The sequence below is a fragment of the Nonomuraea sp. B1E8 genome (assembly GCF_039871515.1).
Classification (GTDB): Bacteria; Actinomycetota; Actinomycetes; order Streptosporangiales; family Streptosporangiaceae; genus Nonomuraea.
On record NZ_JBDPLS010000004.1, the window covers coordinates 104,913 to 123,137 of the forward strand.

The following is an 18,225-nucleotide window of genomic DNA, read 5'->3' on the forward strand; positions in this document are numbered from 1 at the left end:
GAACAGGAGCCGCCCTTGACCGTTCACGAGCCCAGCATCGGCCGCTACTACGAAGACTTCACCGTCGGGGACGTCTACCAGCACCCCATGGGCCGCACGATCAGCGAGGCCGACAACACCTGGTTCACGCTCCTGACCATGAACACCAACCAGAACCACTTCAACGCCCACTTCGCCGCCAGGGCCCCCACCGGCAGGATCATCGTGAACTCCGGCCTGACCGTGGCCATCGTGCTCGGTCTCTCCGTCATCGACGTCAGCCAGACCGCGATCATGAACCTCGGCTGGGAGGGCATCCGGCTCACCCACCCGGTGTTCGTGGGCGACACCGTCTACGCCGAGTCGAAGGTCACCGCGAAACGCGAGTCGCGATCGCGCCCGTACGCGGGCATCGTCACCTGCTACACGCGCGGGCTCAACCAGGACGGCGACGAGATCATGTCGTGGACGCGCACCGTCATGGTCTACAAGCGCGACGCGCCGCACGACAAGGACTACTTCCCGCAGGCCAGGAGCGGCCCGCTCTGACGGCCCTTTCGACGGCCCTTTCGACGGCCCTTTCGACGGATCGAGAGCCATGGACTTCGAGTTGACGGACGAGCAGAAGGCGTTCCGCGAGACCCTGCGGGCGTTCGTGGACAAGGAGATCCTGCCGGTGGCCACGGAGTGGGAGCACTCCGGCCGATACCCGGCCGAGATCATCGAGAAGATGAAGCGGATGGGGCTGTTCGGCCTCAGCGTGCCCGAGGAGTACGGCGGGATGGGCGCCGACATGGTGTCGTTCGCCCTGGTCTTCGAGGAGATCGCGCGCGGCTGGATGGGCGTGGCGGGCACCATCGGCTCCCATTCGCTGGCCTGCTGGATGATCGCCCGCCACGGCACCGAGGAGCAGAAGAGCCGCCACCTGGCCGACCTGGCCGGCGGCGTCCGCCGTACCGCGATCGCGCTCACCGAGCCGGGCGCGGGCACCGACCTGCAGGGCATCCGGACGCGCGCCGTACGCGACGGCGACCACTACGTCGTGACCGGCACCAAGACGTGGATCACGAACGCCCGCCACGCCGACCCGCTGCCCGTGCTCGTCAAGACCTCGATCGAGGAGCCCGCTCACAGGGGCATGTCGGTGCTGCTCGTCGACCCCTCCGCGGAGGGTTTCGGCGTCAGCCGCGACCTGCCCAAGCTCGGCTACAAGGGCACCGAGACGTGCGAGGTGGTGCTCGACGCGGTGCGCGTGCCGGTGTCCTGCCTGCTCGGAGGCGTCGAAGGGCGCGGGATGCAGCAGGTGCTCGGCGGGCTGGAGATCGGCCGCATCAACATCGCGGCCCGTGCCGTGGGCGTCGCCCAGGCGGCCTACGACGCGGCGCTCGCCTACGCCCGGGAGCGCACGGCCTTCGGGCAGCCGATCGCGGACTTCCAGGCCATCCAGCTCAAGCTCGCCGACATGGCCACCGAGATCCAGGCCGCCCGCCTGCTCACCTACTGGTCGGCCGCGCGGGCCGACAGGGGAGAGCGGGTGGACATGGAGGCGGGGATGGCGAAGTACTTCGCCTCGGAGGTGGCGCTGAAGGCCTCGCTGGAGTCGATGCGGATCCACGGCGGATACGGCTACTCCCAGGAGTTCGTCGTCGAGCGGCTCTACCGGGACGCGCCGCTGATGGCGATCGGGGAGGGCACCAACGACATCCAGCGCATGGTGATCGCCCGCGCGCTCGTCTCCGGCAAGGGCCGCCTCGGCTGGTGATCGGGAGAGGCGTCCCGAGGGCGCATCTCTTGGCCCGATACGGGTATGTTGGTGCGGGTGTCCGCAGACGCCCCCGCCCCCGCATCCCCCCACCCGCCGCCGTCCACCCGGCTCGCCTGGCTGGACGCCCTGAGGGGCATAGGCGCGATGGCGGTGGTGGCCGAACACATGCTGCCCTGGTTCATGCCCCAGATCCGGCCCTACTTCTTCAACGTCGGTGTCTACGGCATCCTGGTGTTCTTCCTGGTCAGCGGCTACATCATCCCCGTCTCCCTCGAACGCCACGGTGACGTGCGAGCCTTCTGGTTCAGCCGGTTCTTCCGCCTCTACCCCCTCTACCTCAGCGTGATCGTCGTGGTGCTGGGCCTCGCCTGGTGGGTGCCGGTGCGCGAGGCCGTCCCGCGCGACGCGACCGCGATCGCCGCCCACGCGACCATGCTGCTCGACGTCGTCGGCGTCGGAGGCATCGCCGACACGATGTGGACGCTGTCGTACGAGATGGTGTTCTACCTGCTGGTCACGGCGCTCTTCCTGCTCAGGGGGCACGGTCACAGCGGGCTGCTGGCGATGGTGTTCGCGGCCGGCGCCGTCGTGGTCGGGCTGGTGACGTCGGGGGCGGTCATGGTGGGCGTCTGGCCGGCGTACGTGTCGTGCGCCGTGTTCGCGGCCGGGCTGGCGTGCGTCATCACGGGGAGGTTCCGTACCACCGCCGCCTGCGTGCTCGGGGTGATGGCGCTGCTGTTGCTGCTGCTGAGCAGCCGGGTCCCGTGGCTGGGCGTGGCGGTGGTCGCGGTGATGTTCGCGGGCACGGCCATCCACCGCTGGGAGCGCGGCGACGGGCGGCTGTGGCCGGTGGCGGTCACCACGGCACTGGTCGTGATGGCGCCCCTGTGGGCCGTGACCAGCGGCTGGTGGTGGGTGCAGGGTGACGTGTGGCTGACCACGATCGCGCTGGCCGGCCTCACGTTCGCGGGCGGCATGGCGCTGCGCGGGCGGCGGCTGCCCAGGGTGCTCACCTGGCTCGGGATGATCAGCTATTCGCTCTACCTGGTGCACCACCCGCTGCTGAAGTATTTCGTGGCGGTCACCGGCGACCTGCGCAGGGCGGCGCTGCCGGTGCAGATCGGCATGACCGTGCTGGTCCTGGCCTTGATCCTGGCCGGCAGCGCGCTGACCTACCGCTTCGTCGAGAAGCCCATGCAGGAGCTCGGCCGGCGCCTCTCAGGCAGGGGCGGCCACCGGCTCGAGAGCCCGGGCGATCTCCGGGCACAGCCGGAGCGCGCGCGCGACGACGGCATCCTCGGCCAGGAGGAAGGCCAGATGCCTGACGGCGTGCGCGACCACGTGGGCCAGAGCGACGCGCTCAGGTGACGGCGTCGCGGGCGCCCGGCCTCGGGCGATCTTCATCACGGGCAGCTCGTCCGCGGGCAGCCACGGCACCGGATCGGGGCACACCGCGTACGTCAGGATGATCTCGCCGGCGGGGTCGTAGCGCCAGCTCGTCGAGTGCACGACGGTGGCCGGATCGGCGGCGGTGACCCCGCTGATCCGCCGGGCGGCCTCGTCGGGGCTTTCGCCGTGCTCCGGCTGGGTACGTGCATGCCGGTAGGACCAGCGACCGTCAGAGCCCACCCGGAGCATGAGCGTCTCAACCGAGACCGTGTGTCTTCCCGTCACCGCCACCAACTTACTGCCATCTACGTGCAGATGCGTCCCATGCGCATATGCGTCCCGCTCTTGAACAGCTCGGCCGTTCCGGCTGGAGCCGATGAGGTGCGAGAGAGAGGCCGACAGGCATGCCCGGTTCGCTGGTGCTGATGGGGTCGGGGGAGACGAGCCCGACCATGGTCGAGATCCACCGCGCCGCGGCGCGTATCCTGCGTGCGGGGCCGCGGGCCGTCCTGCTCGACACCCCCTACGCCTTCCAGGAGAACCGCGCCGACATCTCCGCCCGCGCCCGCCGCTACTTCGCCCGCAGCGTCGGCCTGGACGTCGAGGTGGCGGCCGGCGTCACCGGGGCCGACTGGGTGTTCTCCGGCCCCGGCAGCCCCACCTACGCAATCGACCGGTGGGCCGCCTCGGGGGTGGCCGGAGACCTGCGGGCCCGCGTACGCGCCCGCCAGGGGGTGACCGTGCTGGCCTCGGCGGCGGCCTGCACGGCGGGCCTGGCCACCGTGCCGGTCTACGAGATCTACAAAGCAGGCGCCGACCCCCACTGGCGTGAAGGGCTCGACCTGCTGGAGCCGCTCGGCCTGCGGGCCGTGGTGATCCCCCACTTCGACAACGCCGAGGGTGGCACCCACGACACCCGCTACTGCTATCTCGGCGAGCGCCGGCTCTCGCGCATGGAGCGCGAGCTGCCGCCCGGAACGGCGGTGCTCGGCCTCGACGAGCACACGGCGCTCGTCATCGACCTGGACGACGAGTCCGCGCACGTGGCGGGCCGCGGCGGCCTGACCGTCCGGCGGCCCGGCTCGCGCGTCGTCCTGCCCGCGGGGGCGCGCACCGACCTCGCCGAGCTGCGCCGCCTGGCCGAGGGCCGCGCCACCGTCTCCCAACCGGCCGCGCCCGCGCCCGGGGCCGAGCCCGGGCCCGCCGCGGCGACGCTGGAGGAGACCGCGCGCGCCTGCGAGAAACTCTTCAACGCCGCCGTGGCCGAACCCGACATGGTGGCGGCCGCGCAGGCCGTCCTCGACCTGGAGACCGAGATCGTCAGGTGGGCCGCCGACACCGAGGAGGACTCCGGCGGGGTCGACCAGGCCAGGGAGTTGATGCGGCTGCTCATCGCCCGGCTCGGCGAGCCGGCCACGACGGCTCGCCTGCGCTCCCTGGCGCTGGGCGCCGTGGTGGAGCCGCTGCTCGCGCTCCGCGCCAGGGTGCGCGACGAGGGACGCTACGAGCTCGCCGACACGCTGCGCTCGGCGCTGCTCGAAGGGGGCGTGATCGTGGAGGACACCCCCGACGGCCCTCGCTGGACCTCCGCGTCGTGCTGACGCGGCAGGTAAAAGCACGGTAAGGTGACTTCGTCACTCAGGGTGATCGTTCGACCACACTTGGCGCTGTGCTGCGTGCGTGCGAGACTCGAAACCATGGAAGGTGATGAGGACATGACCGCCCTGCCTGCGGACGGCTGGCTCGAGTCCCATTCGCCTCCCCGGCGTGCGCGGCTGTTCTCCCTGCCGCCGACCGGCGAAGATTACACCGTCGAGGACTGGCTCAAGCTTCCTGAGACAGGGGAGCGGATCGAGTTGATCGACGGGAGTTACGTCGTGAGTCCCATGCCCGGCTACGATCACGCGATTGCGGCGAAACGCCTCGTCCGCATCCTTGATGACGCCCGCGCCGAGGGCTACGAGGTCGTCGAGACCGGAAATCTCGAGATCGGTGACGACGGGTTGATCCCCGACATCGTGGTGGGGCACGCCGAGGCGATGCTGGCCGGAGTGGCCAAACTCGCGGCTGACGACGTCGTCTGCGTCGTAGAGATCGTCAGCCCCGGCAAGGGCAGCCACCGCCGCGACTACGACATCAAGCCGCCCAAATACGCCGCAGGAGGCATCCCCGTCTTCATGAGAGTGGAGCTTCTGGGTGACGGGGCACCTCGCGTCGAGGTGTTCCGTCTGGCAAGCCAGGGTTACGAGTTGGCGGCGGAGGCCAAGGCGGGCGACACGCTGACGATCAGCGAGCCGTTTCCCGTCTCCTTCGACCCCGCCATCCTCGCCGGGCCACGATAGCTTCGGCCGGCAGGTTCCGCGATCAGCGCGCGGACGCTCGCATGCCCGCCGGAGCGGGCTAGCCGCTAGCGTCGTGGGGGGTCGATGCGGGCGCCGTCCAGGGTGAAGATCATGACGCGGCTGAGGTCGACGCCCACCTTGGCGGGGTCGCCGGCGCGCCAGACAGGGTGGTTGCCAAGCCGGACGATGAGGTCGGAACGGCGGTGGATGCCGCTGTTGGAGTGCTGGCCCACCCGCTCCTGCTCCTGGTGCTGCTCCGGCTGCGAGAACAGCCGCTTCACCAGCCCCGTCAGCCTGCCCGATCCGTTCTTCGAGCCGTTGACGCGCCGGGCGGGGTCCGGCGGCTCTGGCACCGGGGCGAACGACATCCCCGACTCGAGGTAGGCCAGCCACTCGTGCCCGTGATACTCCAGCGCCCGCACCCGCCCGTAGAACGAGGGCCCGTCGTACGTCTCCGGCACCGGCGCCAGCCCGTCGGGGCGCAGGCCGACCAGGACCTGCCCGCCCGTGTGCTGGGAGATCGCGTACGCCCTGGGATCGCTCCACGGCATCGTCAGCCGGTGCGGGCCGAAGTCCAGCATGACGTACTGGTTCTGCGGTGTCCTGACGTTGGCCGCCAACAGGTTGAGCTGCTGGGAGTTGAGGAAGGCCGCCACGAAGGCCGTGGCTGGATCGTTGTAAATCTGCGCCGGGGTGCCGACGTCCTGGAGGACGCCGCGGTTGAGGATGGCGATCCTGTCGGCCAGGGTCAGCGCCTCGACCTGGTCGTGGGTCACGTAGATGGTGGTGACGCCGAGCGATCTGACCAGGGCCGAGATCTCCATGCGCAACTCGGTGCGCATGCCCGCGTCGAGGTTCGACAGGGGCTCGTCCATGAGGAACAGCTTGGGCTGGCGGACGATGGCCCGGCCCATCGCGACGCGCTGCCGCTGGCCGCCGGAGAGGGTGCCGGGGCGGCGCTCGAGCGTCTCGTCGATGTGCAGGGCCTTGGAGAGTTCGGTGACGCGCTCGCGCACCATCGCCGGGTCCGCCTTGGCGATCTCCAGGGGAAAGGCGATGTTGCCGCGTACGGTTCTGTGCGGATATAAGGCGCCGTTCTGGAACACCATGGCGACGTCACGATCGCGGGGGGCCAGGTGGTTGGCCATCTGGCCGTCGAGCCAGAGCTCGCCTTCGGTGATCTCCTCCAGGCCGGCGATCATGCGCAGCAGCGTGGACTTCCCGCACCCGGAAGGGCCGAGCAGGACGAGGAACTCGCCGGCTTCCGCCCGCAGGCTGAGGCGGTCGACTGCGAGGTAGTCGCCCGGATACACCTTGGTCACTTTGTCGAGAACGACCGAGCTCATGGGCCCACACCTTGCGCGCGTGTCACCTGTGACGGGGGCTGATTGATGAGGTAGTACATCGCGCCTTAACGGTACATGTCCACCCTTGATGTAAAGAATCTCGTTCAGTTGCGTTTCGGTCGGGGGTTATGGGCATCCGTAGGCATTGATTTCCGGTTATTAGGGGTGTGGAAGGGCTTGCGTAAACTTGCGGAAAGAGCTTTCATGGTCGAAACGTACCGGGGGAGACTATGACCGCATGGTGGCGTGACGCCGTGATCTACCAGGTTTACGTACGCAGCTTCGCCGATGGCAACGGTGACGGAGTCGGCGACCTGGTCGGCGTTCGCGATCGCCTGCCGTATCTGGCCGGCCTGGGCGTCGACGCCGTCTGGCTGACCCCGTTCTACACCTCGCCGATGGCCGACTTCGGCTACGACGTGGCCGACTACCGCGACGTCGACCCGCTGTTCGGGACGCTCGCGGACGCGAAGGCGCTCATCGACGAGGCGCACGCTCTCGGGCTGCGGATGATCGTCGACGTCGTCCCCAACCACACCTCCTCGGCCCACCCCTGGTTCCAGCAGGCGCTGCGCGGCGAGGGCCGTGACCGCTACATCTTCCGCGACCGGCCCAACGACTGGGAGTCGATCTTCGGTGGTCCGGCGTGGACGCAGGTCGAGGACGGGCAGTGGTACCTTCACCTGTTCGACCCCGCCCAGCCCGACCTCAACTGGGACAACGACGAGGTGCGCGGGGAGTTCGAGTCGATCCTGCGGTTCTGGCTCGACCTCGGCGTCGACGGCTTCCGGGTGGACGTGGCGCACGGCATGGTCAAGCCGGAGGGCCTGCCCGACATCGGCCGCGGCAACCAGGCCACGATGGTCGGCAGGGAGCCGGTGCCGTTCTTCGACAACGACGGCGTCCACGAGATCCACCGTTCGTGGCGGCGCGTGCTGGACTCCTACCCCGGCGAGCGGATCGGCGTGGCCGAGGCGTGGGCCCCCACACCCGAGCGGCTGGCCCGGTACGTACGTCATGACGAGCTGCACCAGGCGTTCAACTTCCACTACCTGTTCGCCCCCTGGGACGCGGCCGAGCTGCGCGAGGTGATCGACTCCTCGCTCGCCACGGCCGGCTCCGTCGGCGCCCCCACCACCTGGGTGTTGTCGAACCACGACGTCAAGCGGCACGTCACCCGCTACGGCAGCCTGGCGCGAGCCCGCGCCGCCGCGCTGCTCACGCTCGCCCTGCCCGGCTCGGCGTACGTCTACCAGGGCGAGGAGCTGGGCCTGCCGGAGGTGCTCGACCTGCCGCCGGAGCTGTGCCAGGACCCGCAGCGGCTGCGCGACCCCGACAGCGGCCGCGACGGGTGCCGCGTCCCGATGCCGTGGACGCGTGAGTCCGGCTGGACCCGCCCGTGGCTGCCCATCCCCGAGGAGTGGGCGGAGCTGAGCGTGCAGGCCCAGCAGGGCGTGGCCGGCTCGACGCTGGAGCTGTACCGTACGGCGCTGCGCCTGCGGCGCGACCTCCGCGGCGAGCTGACCTGGCACGAGTCGCCCGCGGGCACGCTGGTCTTTTCCAGGGGCGCGTTCGCCTGCACGGTCAACCTCACCGCGGACCCCGTGGACTTCGAGGTCGACGGGGAGCTGCTGCTGGCCTCCGACGTCCCCGGCGCAGCCGATTCGGCGGCGTGGTGGAAAGTAAAGTGTGTGGCATGAACGGTCACGCTCGCCTAGCCGACATCGCCGCCCAGGCCGGGGTGAGTGAGGCCACGGTCAGCCGGGTGCTCAACGGCAAACCCGGCGTCTCGGCCGCCACCCGCCAGGCGGTCATGACGGCGCTCGACCTCATGGGCTACGAGCGGCCGCCCCGGCTTCGGCAGCGCAGCAACGGGCTGATCGGCCTCGTGACGCCCGAGCTGGACAATCCGATCTTCCCCGCGTTCGCCCAGGCCATCGAGAAGGCGCTGACCCAGCACGGCTACACGCCGGTGTTGTGCACGCAGCTGCCGGGCGGCGCCCCCGAGGACGAGTTCACCGAGCTGCTCGTGGATCGCGGGGTCAGCGGCATCGTGTTCGTGTCGGGCCTGCACGCCGACACCACCGCGCGGATGGACCGATACACCCGCCTCACCGACCGCGGCCTGCCGATCGTGCTGGTCGACGGCTACAGCGAGCACATCGACGCCCCCTTCATCTCGCCCGACGACCGCCTGGCCGCGCGGCTGGCCGTCCAGCACCTGGTCGACCTGGGCCACGAGCGCATCGGCATCGCGCTGGGGCCCCACCGGTTCGTCCCCGTGATCAGGAAGATCGAGGGCTACAAGCAGGCCATGGCGCAGTTGCTCGCCACCTCCGACGTCGACGAGCTGATCGCGCACTCGCTGTTCTCCGTCGAGGGCGGGCAGGCGGCCGCCACCCAACTGCTGACCCGCGGCTGCACCGGCATCGTGTGCGCGAGCGACCTGATGGCGCTGGGCGCGATCCGAGCCTGCCGGCAGAAGGGGCTGTCGGTGCCGGGTGAGGTGTCCGTGGTGGGGTTCGACGACTCGCCGCTGATCGCGTTCACCGACCCGCCCCTGACCACCGTGCGCAAACCGATCGGCGCGATGGCCTCGGCGGCCGTGCAGACGCTGCTCGAAGAGGTCAACGGCGCCCCCGCCAGACACGTCGAGCTGATCTTCCAGCCGGAGCTCGTGGTCCGCGGCTCCACCGGCTCGGGCCCTCTGGTCAACCGGTGACCCGCGACGTCCTCGTCCTCGGCGGCGCCGGGGTCGACACCACGGTCTACGTGCCTGAGCTGCCGCTCCCCTACCGCGACACCTACCAGGTGCCGCCGGTCGTGGACCGGATCGGCAACACCGGCGCGGGGGTGGCGCTGGGCTGCCACGCGCTCGGCCTCGCGGTCGCGTTCGCCGACCTGATCGGCGACGACCCGCAGGGCGCGCTGGTCCGCCGGGCGCTGGGCGCGGTCGAGTGCCGCTGGGGGCGCGCCGAGGCGGGCACCCGGCGCAGCGTCCTGCTCGTGGGGCCCGACGGCCGCCGCACCTCGTTCTACGACGCCAAGGTCACGCCGGGCGAGCGCCTGCCGCGCGAGCTCTACGCGGACGTACGCCCCCGGCACGTGCACGTGTCGATCATGGACTTCTGCCGCCACGCCCTCGACGACTTCGACGGCGTCCCGATCTCCACCGATCTGCACGACTGGGACGGCGCCTCCGACTATCACAAGGACTTCGCCTACCGCGCCGACCTCGTGTTCATGTCGGAGGCCGCCCTGCCGGATCCGGCCGCGGCCATGCGCGACCTCATCGCGCGCGGGCGCGCCCACACGGTCGTGTGCACGCGCGGCGCGGGCGGCTGTCTCGTCCTGGCGCGCGGCTCCGGCGTGCGCGCCTTCCCGGCCGCGCCACTGCCCGGCCCGGCGGCCGACAGCAACGGTGCGGGCGACGCGTTCGTCTCCGGCTTCCTGTACGGCACGGTGCACGGCAGGCCGCTGGAGGAGTGCGTGCGGCTGGGTTCGATCGCCGGCGCGCACGCCTGCACGGTCACCGGCACGCACGAGTCGCCGATCACGCAGGCCCTGCTGCTCGCGAGAGCCTGAGCAAGGCGATCCTCGCCCCCCCCTGCCCGCCCGCCCACGCCGACGAGGTGCTGGAGGGCTGGGAGCTCACCCCGTACACTCCCGCTACGCTGATCACGAGGGCCGCTCTGAGCATCTCGGTTATCAGGAGGATCCATCATGACCGTCGCTGTCCATGTCGGCCCCGAGCCCGTGCCCGTCCTCGTCGAGGCCGTGGAGCGGGCGGGCGGCAAGGTCGTGCCGCTGGAGCGGGCCGAGGCGATCGTCTACTACGGCAGCGACGACCCCGCGGAGATCCGGGCGATGATCCACGGCGGCATCCGCTGGGTGCAACTGCCGCACGCGGGTGTCGAACGATGGGCGGCCGCCGGGGTCATCACCGAGCAGCCGGTCTTCACCGCCGCCGCGGGCGCCTACGGGCCGGCCGTGGCCGAGCACGCGCTGGCCCTGATGCTGGCGGCCGCGCGCGGCCTGCACCGGCACGCCAGGGCCACCTCGTGGGGGCCCAACACCTCGAAGGAGTTCGCCGGCTCGACGGTCTCGATCGTCGGCTTCGGCGGCATCGGGCGGGCGCTCATGCCGATGCTGGAGCCGTTCGGCTGCCGGGTCCTGGCGGTCACCGACAGGGGAGAGGCGCCGGGGGCGGCGGAGGTCGTGCCGCGCGCCCGCTACCGCGAGACGCTGCCCGAGGCCGACCACGTGGTCGTCGCGGCGCCCGCCACCCCGCAGACCCGGGGGATGTTCGCGGCGCGCGAGTTCGGCCTCATGCGCTCGGACGCCTGGCTGGTGAACGTCGCGCGGGGCGGGCTCGTGGTGACCGAAGACCTGGCGGACGCGTTGCGCGCGGGCGACATCGGGGGCGCCGCCCTCGACGTCACCGACCCCGAGCCGCTGCCGGACGGGCATCCGCTGTGGGAGCTGGACAACGTCCTGATCACACCGCACTGCGCCAACCCGCGCGGCGCCTACTGGCGCGGCCTGGCCGAACGCGTCACCGCCAACGTGCGCCGCTTCGCCGAAGGCGCCCCGCTCGAAGGCGTGGTCTCCCCCTCCCAGGGCTTCTGACCCCCTCCACCGGCGTCGCCGGGCCACCTGACCGCGGTCCCGCCATGGCCGCCCTCTGGCGCGGGCTCGTCAGGCGGGTGGGTCAGGCGGGCGACGGGTGGTGGCGGGTGCCGGGGGCGGCGGCGTCGGGCTGGTTGCGCAGGTTGATCCGCGCGCCCGCGCTCAGCCCCGAGTCGTGCACCTCGAGCCCCACGGGCGTGCGGCCCTTGGCCAGCTCGAACACCAGAGCGCCGGTGAACGACCGCCCGGCCTCGATCCTGACCGGCGTGATCTCCTTGCCCGCCGTGTCGAGCAGCCTGGTGCCGGCGTACGACGCGTCGTCCTCGTCGATCAGCTTCTGCTGCCCGGGGTAGAGCACGCGGGCGTCAGGGCCGACGTTGTCGATCTTCACGCCGATCCGGCAGACCCGTTCGGCCGCGGACTTCGCGGGCTTGGAACACTTCGTGCTCGTCACGGCGAACTTCAGCTTGCCGTCCTGCACGGGCCCGTCCGCACCGGCCGCGGGAGGAGGGCGGAACACCCAGGCCAGCATGGCCAGCAGCAGCACCAGCAGCACCGCCGCGACCACCAGGACGGTCAGGCAGCCGCCGACCACGCTGCGCTTGCGCTCGGGCGGCCGGTAGCCGGGCAGCGGGCCCTGCCCGGTGCCCTGCCCGGTGCCCGTGCCGGTGACGGTGCCGGTGACTGGGCCGGTGAAGGTGTGGTGCGGCGGCGCCTGGCCGGTCCGGTGGTGCGGCAGCGGACCGCGCCCGGTGGCGAGCGGGCCGGTGTGCTCGGGATGCGGCGCCTGCGGGCCGCGCGCGGTGTGCGGCAGCGGCCCCGTCCGCTCGGGATGCGGCAGGCGGCCCTGCCCGGTCGCCGTCGGCCCCGTGCGCTCCGCGGGCGGCGGTTGCGGGATGCGGCTGGAGCCGGGGGTGGGGCCCGTGCGCTCGGCGGGCGGGACCTGCTGCGGGCCACGGCCGGTACCGGGTGTGGGTCCGGTGCGTTCGGCGGGAGGGGGCTGGCTCGCCCGACCGCCCGCGCCGGGCAGCGGACCGGGCCCCGTGCGCTCGTGGTGGGCCTGTTGCGGGACACGGCCGTCCGGGCGCCGCGCCTGAGCTCCGTGGCCGGCCGCATCGGGCCGCGGGCCGCGGTGGGCGGCCTCGGGATGGCGGTGCGGAGGGGGCGAACCCGGCGCGGCACCGTCGGGCGGCGGGCGATGCGGAGCCTGCGGCATCAGCGGCCCGAACTCCGACGGGTTCCACGCGTTGGTCAGGTGCTTGGTCGCGGCCAGCTGCGCGGCCGGCTCGTCGGCCGCCTCCACCAGCTCCAGCAGCAGTTGCCTGGCCGCGGGCCGCCGCGCGGGGTCGGGATGGATGGCCGCCGCCACCAGCCGGTCGAGCGGGGCAGGCAGCCCCCGGAGGTCGGGAGGCGCGGTGCGGGCCCTGGCCGCCATCACGTAGGCGTCGCCCTCGCCGAACGGATGCCCGCCGAGCCCCGCGTACGCGATGAGCGAGCCCCAGGCGAACACGTCGCCCGCCGGGCTCGTGCGCCCTTCGAAGACCTGCTCGGGAGCGATCCACCCCGGCGTGCCCATCACCATGCCGGCGTTGGTGTGCCGGGAGTCGACGTGCGTCGAGCGCGCGAGCCCGAAGTCGATCACCCGCGGCCCGGCCAGCGTCAGCATCACGTTGGCCGGCTTGAGGTCGCGGTGCACCAGCCCGGCCGCGTGGATGGCGGTCAGCGCGGCGGCCACGCCGACGGCCGCGGCGTGCAACACCGACGGCGACAACGCGCCGTGCTCGATGAGGTGGTCCTCGAGGGAGATGCCGTCGATGAACTCGGTGACGAGATAGAGGCGGCCGCGGTCCTCGCCGTGGTCGAGCACCCGCGCCGTGCAGAACGACGCCACCTTGCGCGCGTTGGACACCTCTTCGTGGAAGCGCGCGCGGTAGACCGGGTCGGCGGTGAAGTCGCGCCGGATCGCCTTGAGCGCCACCCGTGACCCGTCGGCGGCCTTGGCGAGGTAGACCACCCCCATGCCGCCGGAGCCGAGACGGCTGAGCAGCTCATAGGGGCCGATCGCCGGCGGATCGTCCGGCTTCAGCGGAGAGCCAGCGGAGCGCCCCAACGTCGCCGTCCTCTCGCCGTCGTCATCCCGTCTCAACCCGACCCGATCCTCCGCCCCGGCCGGTCGTCATGCCGCGACCCGCACCGTTCCGCCGCACGGCATCCCGTTTGTACCCAAGACTCTAACGGAGGACGGGCCTACTCGTCGGCCACTAGGCGTGAGCGGGCTTGCGGCGCGCGGGGATCATCGTCACCCGCACCCGCGCGAGATCGAGCGCGTGGGGCAGCGGCCGGTGCGGCGCGATGAGCCGCCCGACCTGCTTGGGCCGGGAGCCGCGCAGGATGCCCGCCAGGAAGGCCGTGCCGACGACGAGCGTCAGGTGCACGCCCTCGCAGCCCGGTCTGGCCCACCACTCGCCGGCGGCGGTGCCGTCCAGCCAGATCTCGGGTGCGAAGGTGTTCGCGTACGGCAGGCGCGGGCTGCGCTGGTGGACGGCCATCGGCACCATGACGGTGGTGCCCGCGGGCAGGGTGGCGCCGTACCAGGAGGTCTCCACCGTGGTGAGGCGGGTCAGCGCCGGCACGGGCGGCCACAGGCGCAGGCCCTCGCGCAGGCAGGCGCGCAGATGGCAGGGGTCGGCGCGGGCCGCCTTGCGGTGTGCCGGGTGTGCGGCCAGCAGGGCGAGGGTCTGCATCAGGCCGGGCGCGGTCACGCCGAGCCCCATCAGCCAGAACGCCGCCTGCATGAGCCCGCGCGACTCGGCCTGCCCGGGGGTCTCGGCGATCAGCCCTGCCAGGCTGCCCGGCTCGGCGCGGCGCAGGTGGTCGATGATCCGGGCGTCGTACCGTCCGGACAGGAGCTGCTGGCGCCGCCTGGCCCGCAGCCGTCCCGCCCGCGTGAGGTCCGCCAGGAGCCGGGTGAGCTCCTCGTCACCGGCCGCGCCGTCCCCGTAGACGCAGCGCCGGGCGACGCGCTGCCAGCGGCCGTTGAGCCGCGCGTAGTCCACCACGCCCTCGGTGAGCTCCCTGGCCTCCTCGCGGGCGATCTCGATGAACGCCGGGCGCAGCACGTCCGTGGGCAGGCCCAGAGGGCGCGTCTCGACGGCCGGCGCGTACGCGTCGTCGTCCTCGGCCAGCACGCGCAGCGCGTCGCGCTTGGACATGATCAGCAGCGCCGGGCCGCGCGGGCCGCGGACCAGGACGGGGCGGCCGCCGTACCGGGCTTCGAGCTCCGGCAGCAGCGTGCGGGAGCGGAGCAGGTCGCGTCCGGGCGTGAGGTGGGGCGTGCCGGGCGGGACGAGGGCGGCCTTGAGGCGCAGGCTCTCCAGCGCGGTGGCCCTGGGCAGCCCTCTAGGCACGCGCGGCCTCCCGGAACCCGGCCGGCGCCCGCGAGGTCCGGGCCTGGTGGGCCCTCGGCCCTGAGCCCGCGGGCGCCTCCTGGATGGCCAGAGCGGGGAGGAAGTTCATCAGATGCCTCCGAGGAGACCCCCGCCATCAGGCGGGGGAGGAATCGGACCCCTGCGGAGCAGGACAGGGGTAGCCGGTTCGCCGCCAGGCGAACCGGTGTCAAAACGCCGCACGACATCGCACGGTTCGGTAGTGTGTTCGACGGTGGCGATGACCAAGCCACCGGACGAACGATCAGAAGCACCCTCGCCGCAGGGCTTGCGGAGAGGTGAAACGCCTGTGGAGCTGGTGTAAGACCTCAACGAGAGTTCCCTTTCTCGGGCGGGCGACCGGCGGTGAAGCAGGAAGGCCAGTCGGCGACGGCTGGAATCCCGGTCCTTTCAGGGCCGAGAGGATGTCAAATGCCGATGTGATCGCCGCGGGCCCCCGTTCGCAATCCGGGGTTCCGGTCAACGGAACACCTCCGGCGCGCGGCCGGAGGTGTTCCGTTGACCGGAACGCCTCCGGCGTCACGGGACGCGCGGCGGCCAGGAGCAGCTGGAGGGGGAGAGCGCGGCCGAGATGGCCTGGGCCGCGCCGCGCACGGAGATGCCGAGCCTGGCGAGCTGGGCCGCGTGTGCGGGCGCGGCCACGCCCAGCGCCATGCACACCGTGCCCGCGGGTCCGAACACGGGCGCGGCCACGCAGGCCACGCCCTCGGTGTACTCCTCCTGCGCGTACGCCACGCCGTGCCTGCGGACCTGGGCCAGCTCGCGTTCCAGCCCGGTCAGGGTGGTGACGGTGCGGCGCGTCCAGCGTTCGAAAGGGCCGCGCGCGATCAACTCGTGGCGCAGCCGGGGATCGAAGGCCAGCAGCGCCTTGCCCGTGGCCGTGCAGTGCAGCGGCGCCCGGTCGGTGCCGTCGGAGCGCGAGCCGACGCGGTTGTGACCGTGGAGGCGCTCGACGTAACGGGCCTCCAGGCCGAACGGCGCGGCCAGGTTCACCGTCTGCCGGGTGGCCTCGTACAGGTAGAGCAGGTACGGGAGCACCACCGCGCGGGTGCCAGGCACGAGGGCGCGGGCGGTGCCGGCCATCGTCTCCAGCAGCTCGCCGGGCACGTAGCCGTTGCCGACCCGTCGAGCCAGCCCGCGGGCGCACAGCACGCCGAGGATGCGGTGCGCGGTCGTCTTGGGCAGCCCCGTGCTGCGGCACAGCTCCGACAGGCTCACCGGGCGGGCGGCCACGCTGAGCGCGAGGAGGATGTCGATCCCGCGTTCCAGGCTGCCCGGTTGCGCCGCCCGGCGGTCGTCCGTGACCTGCTGCTCGTGACCGGCCGTCTGTGTCGGCATGACCGTCCTTTCGCTTTCCGAGGAGCGAAAGGGGCTTCCCGGGGCCGCGGTTGTGCATGCCTTGACCTACCCGTTGACCGCTCGTTGATACCCGGTCGACGCGGGTGGATGATCTTCGCGGATCCGGAAATGGCCACGTCACAGCGGTTCCAGGCCTTTGGCCGGGCCTGCACGCGTATGCCCGCTTCCGGGCGCTACTTCAGCGCGGCGGCCTCCGACGCGAGCTTCTCGATCCGGCCCCAGTCGCCCGCCGCGAGCGCGTCGGCCGGGGTCAGCCACGTGCCGCCGACGCAGCCCACGTTCGGCAGCGCGAGGTAGGCGGCCGCCGTGTCCGCCCGGATGCCGCCCGTCGGGCAGAACCGCACGTCCGGCAGCGGCCCGCCCAGCGCCTTGAGGTAGGGGACGCCGCCCGCGGCCTCGGCGGGGAAGAACTTGAGCTCCTTGATCCCGCGCTCGGCCAGCGCCATCGCCTCCGACACGGTGGCCGCGCCGGGCAGGTAGGGGACGCCGCTCGCGTCGAGCGCCTCGACCAGCGACAGGGTGGTGCCCGGCGAGACCAGGAACCTGGCCCCAGCCGCCACCGATGCTGAAATATCGGCAGAAGTCCGGATCGTGCCGGCGCCCACGGTCGCCTCCGGCACCTCCGCGGCGATCCTGGCGATCGCCTCACGGGCGGCCGGCGTGCGCAGGGTCACCTCGATGACCGGCAGGCCTCCGGCGACCAGCGCCCTGGCCAGCGGCACGGCGCTCTCCGCGTCGTCGATCACCACGACGGGGATCACCGGGGCGAGATCGAGCAGACTACTCATACGTTCTTCTCCTCGTCGGCCCCGTGCGGGACCTTCCGTACTGATATCTTCGGCCGGCGCCACCAGCGAGGCCGCCTGAGGCCCCGGGGATGCGGCCTCAACCCACCAGTTCCCTGCGCGCGCGCCGGCTCAGCCAGGCCGCGGCGCCCGTCAGCGCCGGCTGCGGAGCGACGATCAGCGCCGTCCCGATGGCGGAAAGGTAGTCCGCCATGTCGGGATTGGCGGTGAACCGCGTACGGAAGCCGCTGGCACGCACGCGCTCCACGATACGGGGCAGCACTCCGCCGCCCAGGTAGACCCCGCCCTTCGCGCCCAGGGTCAGCGCCACGTTCCCGGCGAAGCCGCCCAGCATCCCGCAGAACACCTCGACCGTCTCGGCGCACAACGAGTCGTCGAGCCCGGCCACGATGTCCGAGGCGGTCAGCTCGGGCGCGGCGACCCCGTTCACCTGGGCCAGCGCCCGGTGCAGCCGGACCAGGCCCGGACCGGACAGCACGTGCTCGGCGACGACGTGCGGCAACCCCTGCGACTGGAGGACCCGTACGATCTCGAACTCGCGCCGCTCCACCACCGGCACCGTGACGTGCCCGCCCTCGCCCGGGATCGGCGTCCAGCCGCCATCCGCCGGTACCAGACCGCCCACGCCCAGCCCGGTGCCCGGCCCCAGCACGGCCTTGACCCCGTGGCAGAGGCCGGGGCCGCCCAGGTGCACCAGGTCGCCGCCCTCCAGGTGCGGCAGCGACACCGCCAGCGCCTCGAAGTCGTTGAGCAGCCGCGCGTACGGGACGTCGAGGTCGCGCACGGACCCGGCCCACGGGGAGTTCGTGAGCCGGTAGCGGTCGCCGTCGATCGGCCCCGCCACGGCCAGGCAGACCGCCCCTGGCCGCGCCCCGGCCGCGTGCTCCGCGAGATAGGCCTCCACGGCTTCCGGCAGCGTGGCGTGCGCCGCCCCTGCCAGGACCGCGACGTTCGACGGCCGCGCCCCCACCGAGGTGACCAGGCCGAACCGGGCGTTGGTCCCCCCGATGTCAGCGACGAGCCAGGGAAGGTCAAAGGCACTCACGCATACCTCCGGCGGCCACGGGCGGCGTCAAGATCGCTCGCCTCACCCCGCAGGATGCCACGGTCGTCCGCGCCGTCCCAGACGGCCGCGCGCTCTCACCGTCCCGGACGACCGGGCGC

General features: G+C 72.3%; 15 protein-coding genes. 9 read left to right on the top strand and 6 right to left on the bottom strand.

Going from position 1 to position 18,225, the window contains the following annotated elements; translation table 11 throughout:
• Positions 1–15 precede the first annotated feature (15 nt).
• The 5 genes from ABGA98_RS15460 (at position 16) to ABGA98_RS15480 (ending at position 5,475) form a co-directional block, all read left to right on the top strand.
• Positions 16–528 carry a MaoC family dehydratase gene (locus ABGA98_RS15460; RefSeq protein WP_347618972.1) on the top strand — a complete coding sequence of 171 codons (513 nt, stop codon included), beginning with the start codon at positions 16–18 and terminating at the stop codon, positions 526–528.
• A gap of 49 nt (positions 529–577) precedes the next feature.
• Positions 578–1,741, top strand: coding sequence for an acyl-CoA dehydrogenase family protein (locus ABGA98_RS15465; protein WP_347618973.1), 1,164 nt, complete (start codon positions 578–580; stop codon positions 1,739–1,741).
• A 57-nt stretch (positions 1,742–1,798) separates the two neighbouring features.
• Entirely contained in the window at positions 1,799–3,112 is a 1,314-nt protein-coding gene (locus ABGA98_RS15470) for an acyltransferase (protein WP_347618974.1), read from the top strand.
• A gap of 425 nt (positions 3,113–3,537) precedes the next feature.
• A complete protein-coding gene (locus tag ABGA98_RS15475; protein ID WP_347618975.1) occupies positions 3,538–4,734 on the top strand; it encodes a hypothetical protein in 1,197 nt (398 codons plus the stop codon).
• Between the two features lie 96 nt (positions 4,735–4,830).
• A complete protein-coding gene (locus tag ABGA98_RS15480; RefSeq protein ID WP_347618976.1) occupies positions 4,831–5,475 on the top strand; it encodes a Uma2 family endonuclease in 645 nt (214 codons plus the stop codon).
• Positions 5,476–5,540: 65 nt separating this feature from the next.
• Here ABGA98_RS15480 and ABGA98_RS15485 read toward each other — a convergent pair whose 3' ends face one another.
• Positions 5,541–6,821, bottom strand: a complete 1,281-nt coding sequence (locus ABGA98_RS15485; RefSeq protein ID WP_347618977.1) for an ATP-binding cassette domain-containing protein — start codon at positions 6,819–6,821, stop codon at positions 5,541–5,543.
• Positions 6,822–7,051: 230 nt separating this feature from the next.
• Between ABGA98_RS15485 and ABGA98_RS15490 the strand changes: the two genes are divergently transcribed.
• The 4 genes from ABGA98_RS15490 to ABGA98_RS15505 all read left to right on the top strand — a co-directional run bounded on the left by ABGA98_RS15490 (position 7,052) and on the right by ABGA98_RS15505 (position 11,450).
• Positions 7,052–8,521 carry a glycoside hydrolase family 13 protein gene (locus tag ABGA98_RS15490; protein ID WP_347618978.1) on the top strand — a complete coding sequence of 490 codons (1,470 nt, stop codon included), beginning with the start codon at positions 7,052–7,054 and terminating at the stop codon, positions 8,519–8,521.
• Positions 8,518–9,543, top strand: coding sequence for a LacI family DNA-binding transcriptional regulator (locus ABGA98_RS15495; protein ID WP_347618979.1), 1,026 nt, complete (start codon positions 8,518–8,520; stop codon positions 9,541–9,543). The genes ABGA98_RS15490 and ABGA98_RS15495 overlap by 4 nt, the downstream gene beginning before the upstream one ends.
• A complete protein-coding gene (locus ABGA98_RS15500; RefSeq protein ID WP_347618980.1) occupies positions 9,540–10,406 on the top strand; it encodes a PfkB family carbohydrate kinase in 867 nt (288 codons plus the stop codon). The genes ABGA98_RS15495 and ABGA98_RS15500 overlap by 4 nt, the downstream gene beginning before the upstream one ends.
• A 138-nt stretch (positions 10,407–10,544) precedes the next feature.
• On the top strand, positions 10,545–11,450 hold the full coding sequence (locus ABGA98_RS15505) for a D-isomer specific 2-hydroxyacid dehydrogenase family protein (protein ID WP_347618981.1): 906 nt from the start codon (positions 10,545–10,547) through the stop codon (positions 11,448–11,450).
• Positions 11,451–11,532: 82 nt separating this feature from the next.
• On the opposite strand, the gene ABGA98_RS15510 is transcribed toward ABGA98_RS15505, so the two are convergent.
• The 5 genes from ABGA98_RS15510 to ABGA98_RS15530 form a co-directional block, all read right to left on the bottom strand.
• Entirely contained in the window at positions 11,533–13,560 is a 2,028-nt protein-coding gene (locus ABGA98_RS15510; RefSeq protein WP_347618982.1) for a protein kinase, read from the bottom strand.
• A gap of 151 nt (positions 13,561–13,711) precedes the next feature.
• On the bottom strand, positions 13,712–14,857 hold the full coding sequence (locus ABGA98_RS15515; protein WP_347618983.1) for a cytochrome P450: 1,146 nt from the start codon (positions 14,855–14,857) through the stop codon (positions 13,712–13,714).
• Between the two features lie 558 nt (positions 14,858–15,415).
• The gene (locus ABGA98_RS15520) at positions 15,416–16,234 is read right to left on the bottom strand and encodes an IclR family transcriptional regulator (protein ID WP_347618984.1); all 819 of its coding nucleotides are present in this window, start codon (positions 16,232–16,234) and stop codon (positions 15,416–15,418) included.
• A 194-nt stretch (positions 16,235–16,428) separates the two neighbouring features.
• Positions 16,429–17,043, bottom strand: a complete 615-nt coding sequence (eda, locus tag ABGA98_RS15525) for a bifunctional 4-hydroxy-2-oxoglutarate aldolase/2-dehydro-3-deoxy-phosphogluconate aldolase (protein WP_347618985.1) — start codon at positions 17,041–17,043, stop codon at positions 16,429–16,431.
• Positions 17,044–17,140: 97 nt separating this feature from the next.
• Positions 17,141–18,106 (bottom strand): glucokinase, encoded by a 966-nt coding sequence (locus ABGA98_RS15530; protein WP_347618986.1) that lies wholly within the window; start codon positions 18,104–18,106, stop codon positions 17,141–17,143.
• Between the last annotated feature and the right edge of the window lie 119 nt (positions 18,107–18,225).